Source organism: Nitrospirota bacterium, from assembly GCA_016235245.1.
In the GTDB taxonomy this organism is placed as follows: Bacteria; Nitrospirota; Thermodesulfovibrionia; order Thermodesulfovibrionales; family UBA6898; genus UBA6898.
Genome location: JACRLO010000030.1, coordinates 38,096 through 52,414, shown reverse-complemented (window position 1 = coordinate 52,414; position 14,319 = coordinate 38,096). Strand labels below are relative to the sequence as shown.

General features: G+C 51.2%; 16 protein-coding genes. 5 read left to right on the top strand and 11 right to left on the bottom strand.

Features of this window, described 5'->3' with window-relative positions; genetic code table 11:
- From HZB31_12815 to HZB31_12805, 3 genes are all read right to left on the bottom strand, one after another.
- A partial coding sequence (locus tag HZB31_12815) for a radical SAM protein (GenBank protein MBI5848801.1) occupies nt 1-884 on the bottom strand: 884 nt, incomplete at its 3' end.
- Nucleotides 885-2,183, bottom strand: coding sequence for a cobalamin B12-binding domain-containing protein (locus HZB31_12810; GenBank protein ID MBI5848800.1), 1,299 nt, complete (start codon nt 2,181-2,183; stop codon nt 885-887). It abuts the gene before it with no gap.
- Nucleotides 2,183-3,154 carry a lysophospholipid acyltransferase family protein gene (locus HZB31_12805; protein ID MBI5848799.1) on the bottom strand — a complete coding sequence of 324 codons (972 nt, stop codon included), beginning with the start codon at nt 3,152-3,154 and terminating at the stop codon, nt 2,183-2,185. Before HZB31_12805 ends, HZB31_12810 begins: the two co-directional genes overlap by 1 nt.
- Before the next feature lie 69 nt (nt 3,155-3,223).
- On the opposite strand from HZB31_12805, the gene HZB31_12800 reads away from it, so the two are divergent.
- Nucleotides 3,224-3,715 carry a cytidine deaminase gene (locus tag HZB31_12800; GenBank protein ID MBI5848798.1) on the top strand — a complete coding sequence of 164 codons (492 nt, stop codon included), beginning with the start codon at nt 3,224-3,226 and terminating at the stop codon, nt 3,713-3,715.
- Between the two features lie 48 nt (nt 3,716-3,763).
- On the opposite strand, the gene HZB31_12795 is transcribed toward HZB31_12800, so the two are convergent.
- Nucleotides 3,764-5,998, bottom strand: a complete 2,235-nt coding sequence (locus HZB31_12795) for a DEAD/DEAH box helicase (protein MBI5848797.1) — start codon at nt 5,996-5,998, stop codon at nt 3,764-3,766.
- A 96-nt stretch (nt 5,999-6,094) separates the two neighbouring features.
- Here HZB31_12795 and HZB31_12790 point away from each other — a divergent pair, with 96 nt between their 5' ends.
- Complete coding sequence (locus HZB31_12790) at nt 6,095-6,550, top strand: thioredoxin family protein (protein MBI5848796.1); 456 nt, start codon at nt 6,095-6,097, stop codon at nt 6,548-6,550.
- Nucleotides 6,551-6,613: 63 nt separating this feature from the next.
- Complete coding sequence (locus HZB31_12785) at nt 6,614-7,423, top strand: amidohydrolase family protein (GenBank protein MBI5848795.1); 810 nt, start codon at nt 6,614-6,616, stop codon at nt 7,421-7,423.
- A gap of 124 nt (nt 7,424-7,547) precedes the next feature.
- Here the strand turns inward: HZB31_12785 and HZB31_12780 are convergent, their stop codons facing one another.
- From HZB31_12780 to HZB31_12770, 3 genes are all read right to left on the bottom strand, one after another.
- Nucleotides 7,548-7,901 carry a zinc-ribbon domain-containing protein gene (locus HZB31_12780; GenBank protein ID MBI5848794.1) on the bottom strand — a complete coding sequence of 118 codons (354 nt, stop codon included), beginning with the start codon at nt 7,899-7,901 and terminating at the stop codon, nt 7,548-7,550.
- Between the two features lie 75 nt (nt 7,902-7,976).
- A complete protein-coding gene (locus tag HZB31_12775; GenBank protein ID MBI5848793.1) occupies nt 7,977-8,192 on the bottom strand; it encodes a hypothetical protein in 216 nt (71 codons plus the stop codon).
- Nucleotides 8,183-8,452 (bottom strand): hypothetical protein, encoded by a 270-nt coding sequence (locus HZB31_12770; protein MBI5848792.1) that lies wholly within the window; start codon nt 8,450-8,452, stop codon nt 8,183-8,185. Before HZB31_12770 ends, HZB31_12775 begins: the two co-directional genes overlap by 10 nt.
- Before the next feature lie 214 nt (nt 8,453-8,666).
- Between HZB31_12770 and HZB31_12765 the strand changes: the two genes are divergently transcribed.
- Together HZB31_12765 and trxC are read left to right on the top strand one after the other, a co-directional pair.
- A complete protein-coding gene (locus HZB31_12765; protein ID MBI5848791.1) occupies nt 8,667-8,804 on the top strand; it encodes a hypothetical protein in 138 nt (45 codons plus the stop codon).
- A 73-nt stretch (nt 8,805-8,877) separates the two neighbouring features.
- Nucleotides 8,878-9,312 carry a thioredoxin TrxC gene (trxC, locus tag HZB31_12760; protein MBI5848790.1) on the top strand — a complete coding sequence of 145 codons (435 nt, stop codon included), beginning with the start codon at nt 8,878-8,880 and terminating at the stop codon, nt 9,310-9,312.
- Nucleotides 9,313-9,433: 121 nt separating this feature from the next.
- Here trxC and HZB31_12755 read toward each other — a convergent pair whose 3' ends face one another.
- The 4 genes from HZB31_12755 to HZB31_12740 form a co-directional block, all read right to left on the bottom strand.
- Nucleotides 9,434-12,172: a cyclic nucleotide-binding domain-containing protein gene (locus tag HZB31_12755; GenBank protein ID MBI5848789.1), complete on the bottom strand. Its 2,739-nt coding sequence runs from the start codon at nt 12,170-12,172 to the stop codon at nt 9,434-9,436.
- Between the two features lie 66 nt (nt 12,173-12,238).
- Entirely contained in the window at nt 12,239-12,835 is a 597-nt protein-coding gene (locus HZB31_12750) for a hypothetical protein (GenBank protein MBI5848788.1), read from the bottom strand.
- 32 nt (nt 12,836-12,867) lie between these two features.
- Nucleotides 12,868-13,323, bottom strand: coding sequence for a Mov34/MPN/PAD-1 family protein (locus HZB31_12745; protein MBI5848787.1), 456 nt, complete (start codon nt 13,321-13,323; stop codon nt 12,868-12,870).
- Complete coding sequence (locus HZB31_12740; GenBank protein ID MBI5848786.1) at nt 13,320-14,249, bottom strand: cysteine synthase family protein; 930 nt, start codon at nt 14,247-14,249, stop codon at nt 13,320-13,322. The genes HZB31_12745 and HZB31_12740 overlap by 4 nt, the downstream gene beginning before the upstream one ends.
- Nucleotides 14,250-14,319 lie beyond the last annotated feature (70 nt).

Sequence of the window (14,319 nt, the reverse complement as noted above, 5' to 3'; positions counted from 1 at the left end):
GGCACGAGGTCCCAGTTCGGCTCCCTTCCGACCGGGGTGTACAGGAAATACCAGCCGACCGTTGTACCCTGGGCCATCCAGTGGTCCACGAACTCGTCAGAAACCATGATGTCTGCATTCTGGCGGGTCATGGTTGCCGAGTACCCAAAGAGCACACCTGCTTCCTTCAGGAGCTTCATCGCCTTCAGCACTCTTTCGTAATGTCCTTCACCCCTGCGCTTGTCAGTCTCTTCCCTGAACCCCTCAACGCTGATGGCAGGCAGGACATTGCCCAGTTCAGCGAGCCGGGCAACGAGCTTCTCATCAAGCAGGCCTCCATGGGTAAAGACATGAAATGCCATGTCATTATGTTTTTCAAAGAGATCGAGCAGGTCCTTTCTGAAGAACGGCTCACCGCCGGAGACAACGATAAAATAAACACCCATCGCTTTTGCCTCGGTCAGCACGCGGTCGATCACCTCATAGGGAAGATCCTCGTCCTTCTTGTACATGCCTGCATAGCAGCCAAAGCAGTTCAGATTGCATTTCATGGAAGGACTGATCACCAGAAGTCCCGGCGGATAAAACCCCCCTGCGCCTTCGGAAAACGCCTTGCGCTTGGTGCTCCCCACCAGGAGCTGGTTCATGATAAAGCAGCGGATGATCTGCTTCTTGTGGCGCGGACTGGTATTGCGGAGCACCTTCATCGCAACGTTCAGGGTCGGATGGCCGCTGCGCCACATTTCACGGATGGACCTGATGGCGCGTTTATAGTGATCGCGCGTCGTCGCCTTCTCTGCAATGTTCAGATATGAGATCAGCGCACTTTTGCTGCTGAGTGCCATCACCTGAACAAGGCCGTACAGGAACCGCGATATAATAAATGGTTTCAGTGTCTTCAACATTTATGCGTTTGCCTCCGTTGCATGCTTTTTTCTTACCGAATCGATCCATTTGGCGCCGCCACCGTAATCAAGGTCACCCTTGTTCACCGGAAAGCAGGCATAGGTCTTTATCACAAGTCCCTCTTCAGTCATCTCATGGGTTTCTTCAGGATAGAACTCCTTCCAGGCCCGGTTGTATCCCTCATAAAGCTCCTCAGGCGTCATGTTGGCAGGCTTATACACAACCGACGATGATGAATACTTCGAGAAATCCTTTGTCAGCAGGCGTCCCTCAGCCTCAAGCCGTTCAGCGAGCCTTGTCTTTGGGTAGGGAGTCAGGATATGGAATTCGGCTTCTTCGATGGCATTGGACTTTGCAAACTGCACGGTTCGCTCAAACACATCCTTCCGGTCATGGTCAAAGCCAAAAACAAAGGAAGCGATAATTTTGATGTGCCGCTCCCTGATACGCCCAAGGAACATATTCGCCTTATCGATCTGGGAGGCACTGATCCTTTCGTTCAATCCCGCAGAGATCCAGGGGCTCAGGTCAATGTACATGGCCCAGCAGTTTGTGCGTTTCAGCAGATCAAGATATGCAGGATCATCTGCAATAGAAAGGGGGGCCAGACCGACCCACGGTTTGCCGGACTCTGCCAGACCCTCAAAAAAACCTTTAACCCTTCTCTTTGCCAGGTGCAGGTTGTCGTTGATCAGGAAAAGACACTGGTCGAGCTTTTCAATATCCCGAAGGATCTTCTTTGTGTCGGCCATTCTGAACTCAGTGCCATAGGTTTGAGGTACGGAACACATCTCGCAATTCACCGGGCAGCCGCGCGAAACCTGAAGCGAGTTCATCGGCAGATAGACAGACGTATCGAAGATGGACCAGCGCGGAAGCGGGATATCCTCTGCCGGGTTCCTGCAGGAATAGCTCTTTTGCAGGTCATTGTTCCTGAAATCCTTGATCACATCCGGCCAGGTGTTCTCCGCCTCGCCGATCACGATCGCATCAGCGTGCGCTGCTGCCTCCTCCGGCATGAGCGAAACATGCACGCCGCCAAGGACAACCGGGACCCCTTTTGCACGGTATCGGTCAGCAATCTCATAGGCCCTGTTTGCCTGGCTTGTCATCATCGAAATGGCAACCAGATCGCACTGCAGGTCAAAGTCTATTTTTTCGAGCCGCTCGTCAGTGAAAACAATATCAATCTCCGGAGGCGTAAGCGCGGCAACGATCGCAGGGCCCATAACCTGGATATATCTCCTGTACACGAGCGGGAAGTGGCCCCAGTCAGGATAGATAAGGTGAATCTTCATTATTTTCTCTGAAACTCCTTTTTGTCCACTTCCCAAAACGGCATGAAGGTAAACCACTGCGTCGGATACAAACGTATATATTTCTCCAATATTCTAATTATTTTATGAAGATTTGTCTTTAATTCATCGGGTAAACCGTCGCCGCGGTCCATAAGGATCGGTTCTTCGATAATGATCGTGTATGTTTTATATCCGGTGATGGGGATGAAGATCGGCAGGACAATGCTGTCAGATACCAGCGCAAGCTTTACCGGCCCTTTGGGGAAAAGCGCATCATGACCGAAAAATGGTACGGCAACGCCTCGGTCAAAGGTCAGCCTGTCCCCCTGAAGCCCCACGACACCACCCTCCTGCAGGATCCGGAGGAGTTTCAGAGAAGAAAAGTTGCCTGCCTTCAGCGGCACTTCCTGAACGCCGTCAGCATCTCTGAGATAGCGCAACTGCGAGCCGAGAAGCGATGAACTGTCCGGCGCGTACACAACATGGATCTTCCGGTCTTTACAGGAAAGCTTCAGGCTTCCGAGTTCCCAGTTGCCGAGGTGTGTTGCGAGGAAGACAATGCCTTTTCCTGTGCCGAGCGCTTCCTCGACATTTTCGATGCCCCTGATTGTAAAGGTATATTTCTCAAGCCGCTCAGGACCGTGGCTCAGATGAAAGAGGTCAATAAGATAATAGGAATAATTTTTAAAAACTTCGTACGCCATGTATGCATATGAAGAGGACCTGATGCCGTGTCTTATTTTCGAGAGGTTTCGCATGATCGCCCGGTAATTGTCAAAATTGAAGATAATGAAAAGAACAACGAACAGGCGGCCGATGAGACGCAGAAGCCAGACAGGGAGATAGTTCGTTGCAATCAGGAAACCCTGCACGAGCAGTCTGAACGGAAGTGTATGCTGGAACTTTCTGAAGACGCTCTGCGCCTCTGCACCGCTCACTGCATTTTCTTTTGTATTATCTGCGTTTGTCATAATTGTATTCTACTGATGAGATAAACTTCTCTGGCTAAAGCGTACGATATTTTCTATAATATCACCCTCATGAAGAAGAAAGCTTCGACGAAAAAGAAACCGCACATCAGACCCAATTGGGATGAGTATTTCATCAACATCGCAAAGGCCGTGGCCACGCGTGCGACCTGCATCCGAAGAAGATATGGTGCCGTTGTAACAAAGGAGAATATCATTGTAAGCACCGGGTACAACGGCGCAGCAGCCGGCGTGACCGACTGTCTGGAGGTCGGCAAATGCACCCGCATGGAACTCCAGATACCGCATGGACAAAGATATGAACTCTGCCACAGCGTCCATGCCGAGGCAAATGCGATCATCAGGGCCTCGGTCGACGAGCTGAAGGGAGCAACGATCTACATTTCAGGGGTTGACGGCGACGGAGCAGAATGCGATTCAGCGCCCTGCATGATGTGCAAGAGAATGATCCTCAATGCCCGGATAGCCCGTGTTGTCTATTCTGACGGCAAGGCCACGTACCACGTCATCGACCCCACCGACTGGCTGAAAGACAGAATATAGTTTCACTGCCAGTGACAGCCTCTTCTGACGCAATCAGCCTTTTTTCACCTATCCTTCGTTAAGCCATCTTTTCAACAAAAACTTCGCACCCTGTTTATCGAGAGGCTCGTTCCTGTTGCCGCACTGGGCATCCTGCACGCATGAGGGACAGCCGCTTTCGCATTCGCAGTCTTCGATGATCCGCAGGGTGGCCCCAAGCCAGTCAGGGATGATGTCAAGCACCCTGCGTGTAAGTCCTACGCCCCCTTCATGGCCGTCGTACATGAATATGGCCGGGAGGCCGAAATCAGGGAAGGACGTATGGCTCAAACCGCCGATGTCTCCCCTGTCGCATAAGACAAAAAGCGGCATGCAGGCAATGGCCGTATGCTCAACCGCATGGATCGTGCCGCCGAGGTCAAACCCTCTTGCCTCGATCTCCCGCTCAGTCTCCCGGTCCAGAACGACCCAGAGACCTTCGGTCTCGAATATATGGTCATGCAATTGCAGCGGCGTGGTCGATATCCACCTGTTGTCAGAGACGCGCTTGGTATCGTATCCCATAACCTTCTGGACGATCCTCAAACGCCCCCAGTCAAAGGTCAGCCTGCCAAAGTTCTTCGTCTCCTGCTTCGATATGATCTGCGTTGTGTCACCGCTGACCGGTTGGGTATAGAACGCAAGATTCGACAGTCTGCAGACCGCCTTTTTCTTCGGGATATCGAGTTCCACCACTTTATACTGTTTGCCGCGGTGCAGATATACCGCTCCGGGGAAGGCCTCCCTGAATACCCGTGCTCCGCCAAGCTCTCCGATGGTGCGTCCTGACTCATTGACCAGCATAAACCGCTCGCCCGCAGCCCTTATGCTCACATCCCTCTGAGGCATTTTGATCGGTGAGAACCAAATGCCGCTCTTTTTACCGGGTACCAGCGTCTGTTCTGAAACAAGCTCTTCGATCAGCGGCAGGGAGTGATGCATATCAAAGAAGACTTCCTCCTGATTCAGGTTCAGCTCCGCTCCTGCGCAGAGAAGGTGCTTTTTCATGATATGTGCATTGAAAGGGTCGATCACCGCAGCCTCATGGCTCTTTGCAAAGAACTCGGCAGGATGGCGCATGAAATAGTGGTCAAGGGCGTCCTGGATCGCGACCAGTATGACCAGGGATTCCTGCCCCTGCCTGCCGACCCTTCCTGCCCTCTGCCAGGTGCTCGATACAGAGCCGGGGTACCCGCAGAGGATGCAGCAGTCAAGCCCGCCGATATCGACACCCAGTTCGAGCGCACTGGTCGAGACCACGCCAAGGAGTTCGCCGCTGAAGAGCCGCGCCTCGATCTCGCGCCGTTCCTCAGGCAGGAACCCTGCCCTGTACGGGCTGATCTTTTCTCTGAGGTCAGGGGCATAGTTCACCGCCCAGTTGTGGATCAGCTCGGTGATCTTGCGCGCCTTGGTAAAGACGATCGTCCTCATCCCCTCCCGCATACACTGCACGAAAAGCTTTGTTGCAAGTGTGTACGGGCTTTCGATAGGGTTCATGAAATAGAAATGTTTTCCGGCTGCGGGAGCGCCGCTCTCATCGACCACGCTGAACTGCAGTCCGGTCAGGTCCTCTGCAAGTCTGCCGGGGTTGGCAATCGTGGCCGAGGCCGAGATGAACTGAGGGTTTGACCCGTACTGTTCACAGACACGCCTCAGCCTTCTGATCACCTGGGCAACGTGGGAACCAAATACGCCGCGGTACGTATGGATCTCGTCAATGACTATGTATTTCAGATTTCTGAAGAACCCTTCCCATTTTTTATGAAACGGCAGGAATGCCAGATGGATCATGTCAGGGTTGGTAAAGATCACATTCGGCAGGTCTGCGCGTATCTCCTGACGCTTCGCGGCAGGCGTATCGCCGTCATAGACCTCTCCGACGATGCCCAGACCAGCCTCTTCAGACAGTTCGTTGAGGTTCTTCACCTGGTCCTGTTCGAGCCCCTTGAGCGGGAAGATGCAGAGGGCCTGCGTGCTGCGGTCGGCAAGGATGGCTTCGAGCACCGGTATATTGTATGCAAGGCTCTTGCCACTGGCAGTCGGGGTCATCAGGACAATGTTCCTGCCAAGCCTGATCTGTTCTATTGCCTCTGCCTGATGACAATAAAACTGCGCAATCCCCCTCTTCAGAAAGATCTTTCTAAGCCGCTCATCAAGTTCAATATCACGATAGTGCTCTGCAACCGGCTTTATATGCTTGTGGCCGGCGCACTGCAGCTGCATCTCCCTGTCATTATCGAGAAAACCTGTAACGTCCTGGATCATGGCACCCATTGTATGACTTTATTTTCATGCAGCAAAAAACGCTTTGTGATAGCATATAAATAAGGACATAAAAATTGCACGTGGAGGTATTTCACGATGAAAAGATCCGCATCTGCCCTCACTCTGATAATCTTGCTGCTTACTTCTTCGGCTTTTGCCATTGGCGGAGACGTCAAATGGAATACGCTGAAGGCAGGCACCGTAAAGGCCAAGGCTGAAAGGAAGCCGATGATTGTGGATTTTTTCTTCGGCAAGGGCTGTCCCCGCTGTGAAAAGCTCGAAAAAGGCGTTTATACAAATCCCCGGATAGCAAAAAAGATCAATGAAGATTTTGTGCCTGTCTTCATTGATTTGACCAAACCGCTCACCAGGGAAGAAGAAGATCTCGGGAATACATACGATTATAAGAACGACTGCCTCATGCTCTTTCTCGATCCGGATATGAACATCATCAAAGACCCAACGGGGAAAAAGATGTGCTTTGTTGATAATATCGAAGCGGATATCTTCATCGGCTATCTCGACATGATCAAAGGGCAGATGAAAAAATAGGCCCTGGCAAGAGCAATGCCATCATTTTGATTTCCACAACACGCTCACTTTATACTAACGGGCATGAACGGCATCGTTGATTTTCATACCCACGCCTTTCCGGATAAACTGGCTGAGCGGGCTGTACAGGTCCTTCTTGAAGAGGGCCGGAAGAAGTATGACGTCCAGGCCTTTCTCGACGGCAAAGTCTCGTCGCTTCTCGCCTCCATGGACAGGAGCAACATCGAAAAGAGCGTCATCTGCATGATCGCCACAAAGCCGTCGCAGTTCGACCCGATCTTTAACTGGTCAAAACAGATCAGTTCAGACAGGATTATCCCCTTTCCCTCCCTGCATCCCGAATCACAAAACGCTGCTGATCTGGTCAGGAAGATCTCGGCAGAGGGGTTCAAAGGGGTCAAGTTCCATCCCTACTATCAGGAATTCAGCATTGACGAAAAAAGGCTTTTCCCGATCTACGAAGAACTGCAGAAACAGGGACTTATCGTCGTCATGCACACAGGCTTCGATCTCGCCTTCGAGCGGCAACGAAAATGCGACCCAAAGATGATCCTGAACGTGCTCGACGCATTCCCCGACCTGAAACTGGTAACAACACACCTCGGCGCATGGGAAGATTGGGACGAGGTCGAAAAACACCTTTCAGGCAGGAAGATCTATATGGAGATCTCCTTCTCCCTTGACTGCATGCCGAAAGAGACGGCCCGCCGCATCATCCTGAACCACCCAAAGGACCATATTCTGTTCGGTTCGGATTCGCCCTGGGCTGATCAGGGACAGGCGGTTTCGCTCTTAAAGGGGCTCGAACTGGGGCAGGAGATGGAGGACCGCATCCTCCGGAAAAATGCCTTACAACTGCTTGAAACTGCCTGACACAAAGTTCACGGGGAGATGGCGCAGTTTTTAGCCGCAGGCGCACTTGCCTGCCCGTATCGGCCCATTGCACATGGACTGGACTCTAAAGGCAAAGGGCAGAAATGCAAGAGTGATCTGTCGGCTACAACGCCTGGTCAGGTTCATTCTTCGACCTGCTTCCACTTCTGACCGATTTTTTTCGTTTGTGCCTGCACTGACGACATCTGACAGCAAATGAGTCTATGTGTTTCTTTGCTACCTCGTACCACCACTTCTGTTGTTCTGCGGTCCATATTTCACTTGAACCACAGTCAATGCACGTGAAAGGATAATCAATGTAGTATTCGGGCAGGCTGCCATAGGTGTTTATGTGTTTCAATTCTTGCGGATCGGAGAGAATTGCACCCTGTGGAAGAGGCCTGCCGTTCAGGAGGTTCTGCGACACGAGATACGTGGGACGCGAAGCTATCGACTCTTCTGATCTTCTCTTATTCATTCCTCTTGAACCTAACACGCACGAATCACGGGGAGGTTTGCCGCCGATCCCGTGTATGAGGTTGTGATAACGGTTCTATGCTTTTAAAATATCTTCTGCTGTATAAAAAGATGTTTTGCCTCTACGTTCTTTAGTTTCGAATTTCTTTATTTCATCTAAATCCAGAATATTGTCATACAACTCATGCAATGATTTTTTCACCAGGGCGGATTTGTCCTCATGAAAATGGTCGGACAATTTTTTTAGAATCTTTTCCTCGTCTTTATTCAATCTTATAGATATCACTCCCATTTATCGTATACCTCCTCTCTCTTGGCTATTGATATGACAAAATAGCTGTTATCTTCAATATAGAATATGGCTCTGTATTTTCCTTTCCTGACACGATAGTATGTCCTTTTTTCGGATGATTTTATTTTCTTGATATCAAAAAGACTCAAGTCGTGAGTTGTGTCCAGCGCAATGAATACATTGTTGAATCTCAGAAAAACATCTTTAGGCAAATAGCCCTTAGCAACCGCCTTCTTAACGTTTTCTTCGTAAACGACCATGATATATGTTTACAATGTATGACATCGCTTGTCAAGGTCGTTGTTATTATTATTTTTGTTATAACGAAATGCGTAAGCCGCGCCGCCACAGACCTTTTGCAAAAACCGACCGAAGGAAATTCTAAAAAATTGAAGGGGCTATCTGCCTGAAAAGAAACGAAAATAATTTTCACTTGTAAGTCATATTGCATGCTATATAATTTTGGATAAAATTATGCTTGAGCTATTCACAAAGTTTCTTTTTGAAAAAGTGCATGAAAAGAACGTCCCTTATTATCTGAAGCGGGGTTCCGACTGTTATCGCTTCTTTGATATACCAGTGAGAGCGATTGAAGAAGAGCTTAAGAAATAGTGACATTGGTGAGCACGACATCCGCCAGGGTGTGCTGTTCTGTTACACGAAGATTTCCTGATATACTGATATCATGAGCAATGCGATACATGTTGTCTGTCCTGCATGTGCAGGTATAAACAGGCTTCCTGCGGAAAAACTCTCTGCCGGGCCGAAGTGCGGAAAATGCAAGGGCGTGCTCTTCCAGGGCAAGCCAATGGAGTTGACCAACGCGACCTTCCAGACGCATATCTCACGAAGCGACATTCCAGTTGTTGTAGATTTCTGGGCAGCGTGGTGCGGCCCATGCAAAATGATGGCCCCGGCATTTGCGCAGGCTGCAGCACAATTAGAACCAAAGGTGCGCTTTGCAAAGCTCAATACCGATCAGGAGCAGATGATTGCAGGGCAATACCGCATACAGAGCATCCCCACGCTCGTCATGTTCAGATCCGGCAAAGAAATTGCCAGACAATCAGGAGCGCTCGACCTGAACCAACTGATAGCGTGGGTGCGGGCACACATCTGATAAGAATGATGATTCATCTGACCTGCGGGTGGCCATATCGATGGGTTTCTGTAGTTCAGTAATCATTCTTCGGGGAAATGCATAAAAACTGCTTGCCTGAGAAGCAGTCAGCCTTTCTCCGTTACACTGCAAGAAAAAGTATCAGGTAGAACAGAGCGAAAAGCAGGGCAGGTCTGTATGCAGCTCTGTCGTCACTAAATCTTTCAGAAAACGTATGTGCAATCTTAAGGCTTATGGCAGAGCCTGCCAGCAGGATCAGCACCTGAAACACCTTTATGGTGAAGGGTGCTGCAGCAAAGGATAGCGACCATCCCTCAAGACCGAGTTGTCTTCCCAGGACCTGAAAGATCGTTCCGCCTGATGTCAGGAGCCTTGCCAGATGGAAGTTTATTTCAAAGGCAACGCTAAGCGGAATCAGGCAGTATATGAAGTGCGACATACCTCTGTCTGCCGACTCACTGCGGGGGAAATATCTCCTGCCGGCTGCTATAGCAAAAGCAACCACAGCACCAGAACAACCCAGAATAAGGAACGCGGCATAAAGCCACCAAAGGGCAGCTGATTCAAATGAATGCAACAGCCCATTCATTTCGAACCCTCTGAAGATCTGCGTTCCCATAAGTGCCGCACCGACAATCACGCCGCTCGCTTCAAAATTCGACGAGGCCCAAAGCTCCTGAGCGGGGATGCGCAGATTAAATACCGGCGAGTTGTTCGGACAGATCTTTACACAGTTGCCGCAAAGCACACAGTTCTGATTTGAATGGAGTGAAAAAGGGCCTTCAAAGAGAGGACAGCCTGGGCCTTTTTCGTTGCCGACATAGCAGTCATGCTTCAGGCAGTTTGTATTGCAGATGTTATAGTTTGACCTGAGTTCAACCGCAGAGCATCGTGACAGAAAGCCCACCAGGCCGCCCAACGGGCAGAGATACCGGCACCAGGTGCGGCGCTCAAAAATATATCCGACAATGAGCGCCGATAATGCAATCGTAAGCACGAGTATTGCGGTTGCCTTCGGTGAATGAGGCATATCAAAAACAGACTCGGCCCAGAATATGGAGGCGATTCCGGCAGCCGTCATATAAATCCCATACGTTCGGATAATCTGCGGCACTTTGATATTAAGTCCGAACAATCTGCCGATGAGATATCCGGTCGGACCCATAGGGCAGGTGCTGCACCAGGAGCGGCCGAGGAAAAAACTCCCCATAACCACAGCCGGCTCCCAAAAAGCCCAGGTAAGGACAAGGGCCACATTGCGATTTGGATCCTGGCTGCCGAAAAAGCCGAGCAGTATGATCAGAGCTATGCCGGGCAGGGCAGACAACTGCAGCGCAACCGGAAACTTTTTATTCAGGAAAAGATTTTTGATCCGATCATAGCTGAAAAGATCAAAGGCAATCTGGCCGCTGACAGGCGGTGGGCTGAGAAAGATATGCTCGGGAGCGAGCGTGCAGCCTTGACAGATAGACATGGCCCTGCGAATGGCGCTCGCGAGTTCATCGTGGTTGCCGGGCCAGTCATATGCCATGATCGCCTTGTACGCGTCTTCTTCGAAACCTTCGATCGTCAGTCCGAGCTGCCGGTTGTAACGGTGGATATAGTGTTCAACGGTCTCCCTGATATCCTTTTTCCTCAATCTGAGCTGCGGGAGCATGATCCGGGTCGCACCGATCAAACCGAGAAGGCGTTGGCTGAACTTTCCCTGTGCTGCGAGCATTTCGATATCGGCATGCGTGGTGGCAAGCACGCGGACCCTGGCGCTAAGCGGAGCTGCGTCTCCGAAGGCGCAGAACGTTCCGGAAAGAAGATAATCGGCAAGCATCTCCTGTGCCGCCGCAGTCAGGGCATCGATATTTTCGACGATGACAGCGCCGTTATCTGCGAGTTGAAACAGGCCGATCCGTCTGCCCACGCGGGAAGGCACAGAGTCTTTTGACCTTCCGAACAGTGCGCTTATCTGGATCATGTCCAGGCTTAGCCCTTTTTCGTAAGAACCCTGGCCGGAAAAATCGACAGAGGCACCTGCATCATAGGTGAAGAGGCTGCCGCCGTTACGATGAATGAGTGCAGCAGCATCCCAGAGCTCGGTACCAGCCTCCCCGTGGACCAGCACGTGCCCGTCTTCACCGGCAGCCTTGTCAATCTCGGCGAGCACCTCACGAACAGCTGCTGTGCTGCCGAGGATTTTTGGATTATGTCTGCTGTTCTGTTCGGAGATGAATGAGCGGTATGCGTCCTCGATGGCTTTTGCATTCGCGATCCGATCGGACCCTTTCATCAACCGTTCGGCAAGCACCCGGATAAATCCCTGCATAACAGAAGGATTGGCAGCAAGCATGGAGTCGAACACAGGCTTCGGTACAGAGATCAGCACGGTCCGTTCTTTGGTCATGGCCGTAGAAGCACGGTCAGCTCCGGTCAGGAGGGCAAGTTCACCAAAACCTTCACCCGGCCCAAGCACGGCCGTAGGGACCTCCTGTCCACTCTCACTCGTCCGCGAAAGCGCAACACTGCCTGAGACGATGATGAAGTAGCTGTCTCCCTTGTCATGCTGCCTGAAAATAACCGCATCGATCGGCAGCACCAGATGGAGTGACTGGCTTGCAATCGCCTGCAACGAACTGACCGGTATTGGTTCAAACAATGCAATATCGCGCAGGCAGTCCTCTCGCTGTCTCAGCAGGCAGCGCTGAAGAATCCTTTCGCTGATCCAGCCGTTTTCGGTCATAATAACGCCAATAATCCGATGCGCACCCTTTGCGCTGAGCGCGGACTGGATATCAAGCGCCTTCTGGAGGTAATGCCTGGCTTCAGGCAGTTCACGGAGCAGATATTGTCCCAATGGAGTAATATTCATCGCACAACAGCCTTCGGAGCATCCGCCATGATCCTGGCTTCTGCAGATTGATGCATCAGTCTCTTCTCAAGGCCTCACAAAAACAAAGGCTTCCTTTTCCGGGAAGACGTTTGGGTCCTTTCCATACTTTTTCAGAAATGCCGCCCACTCTGCGGAGGTTGCAGTAAACAGATAGGTCTTTTGCTCCTGATGCCATACGGAAGGCAGCAACACCGTCTTATTCTTGACTGCCGCTTCCATCCAGGAGGCGTCCAGAGGGATGATCTTCATGGTCTTATCGCCTGCAATGACGAGGGAGACGGTATGGACCGGCGCTACATGCAGCGTCCACCATACACTGAGACCCTCCTGCGGAGAATCCGCAGTCGCATCGAGAAAGAGCATATCACCTATTCTGAAAAACCGGGAAGAAAGAGCAGAGGAACCGGTCTTGGTATCGGGCAGCGAGATTTTATCCGCAGAAAAGGTCCATTCCTTATTCAGTCCTTCATCAACACTGCTCTCCTTGAGTACCCACTTGCCATAGACTGCAGGCAGATCAGCGATGGTCTCTTTGCCATAAAACGGATTGACAGACTGCACAATGCAGCCTGTCAGAAGGCATAAAGAGATTACAGAGGAAAGGAGTGTCACAATAAATTTTAAGACTGGTCCTGGTCTCATGCCGGCCCTCCCATGGCTTTAATACTTCAGTTTCATTGTATCACACAGATAAAGTCCTGCTTTTCAGCGTGCCAGAGAAATCCCTTCATCTGCCGCGCCTGTCCTTCATACACAGAAACCACCAGATGCAATGCATCAGGGAACTCAGGCTCGCCAAAGACGGTCTGGACCTCTTTGTCCATGTCAGAGAAATAGGCCCCGCAGTCTATGTGGGAATGATAAAATGCAATAACCTTGTCGCCTTTTGCAGCAGCATCGTCTATAATGCGCTCCATTTCCTGACGGTCTATGGCATAGGCCTCGCGGCTGGTCCGCGGATGCGTCTTTGGGTCCTGCCCGTGAAGTTCATCCTGCAGGTTTCTGCAGCGATGCGCCTGCTGGGTGCTGCCGCTGCCAACCACGATGCCGCAGCACTCGGCAGGATAATCCTCTTTGGCATGGACTGAGACCGCCTCAATAGCATCGGAGGTCAGCATATATTGTTTCACAGTTCCCTGCTCAGATACCGGTCCCCGCCGTCAGGGAACATTACAACGATAACTGCCTGCTCAAGTTTTTCAGCTGCCTTAAGCGCACAGGTCAGGGCCGCGCCTGAGGAATGTCCCACGAACAGCCCTTCTTCCTGCGCCAGCCGCCGGGTCATGGCAAAGGCCGATTCAGTATCCACGGTAAGCCGCTCATCCGGAAAACCTTTATCAAAAACAGCAGGTACAATGGCGCCTTCTTCAAGATATTTCATGCCCTCTATGCCGTGCATGGCGTCATCAGGGTGAACGGACAGGATCTTAATATTATGGTTATGCTCCCTGAGCGCCTTTCCTGCACCCATGACTGTGCCGCCCGTGCCGACGCAGGCGACAAAATGTGTAATGCCCTCTTTTGTCTGGCTCACGATCTCTGGCCCTGTGGTAAGATAATGCGCTTTTGGATTCGAAGGGTTGCTGTACTGATCGGGCTGAAAATATCGGTCAGGGTCCCTGCCGACGATCTCCTTTGCAAGCCGTATGGCCCCGTCAGCCCCGTCAAACGGACTCGAAAAGATCAATTCTGCGCCGAAGCCGGCAATGATCTTCTTACGCTCGATGCTGGCATTTTTCGGGATAACGATTTTCACGCTGTAGCCCTTGACCGCGCCGATCATTGCATAGGCAATGCCGGTGTTGCCTGATGAGGAATCAATAATTACCTTGTCCCGGGTGAGAAGTCCTGAAGCCTCAGCATCACTGATCATGCACAGGGCTGCGCGGTCTTTAACCGAGCCGCCGGGATTGCCCCGCTCGATCTTTGCGTAGATCCTGATATCCCGGCTCAGATGTGCCGTAATTTTAGAAATCCTTACAAGAGGTGTTTTTCCTACAAGGTCAAGTGCCGAGTCTGCCTGATCCTGCTGTCTTTCATCATAAGGTAATTTCATGGCCGAATTATTATAACAAATAGCAACAGAAGCTGGCATTGCAGGCAACATGGCGTAGGCCGCTCAAAAT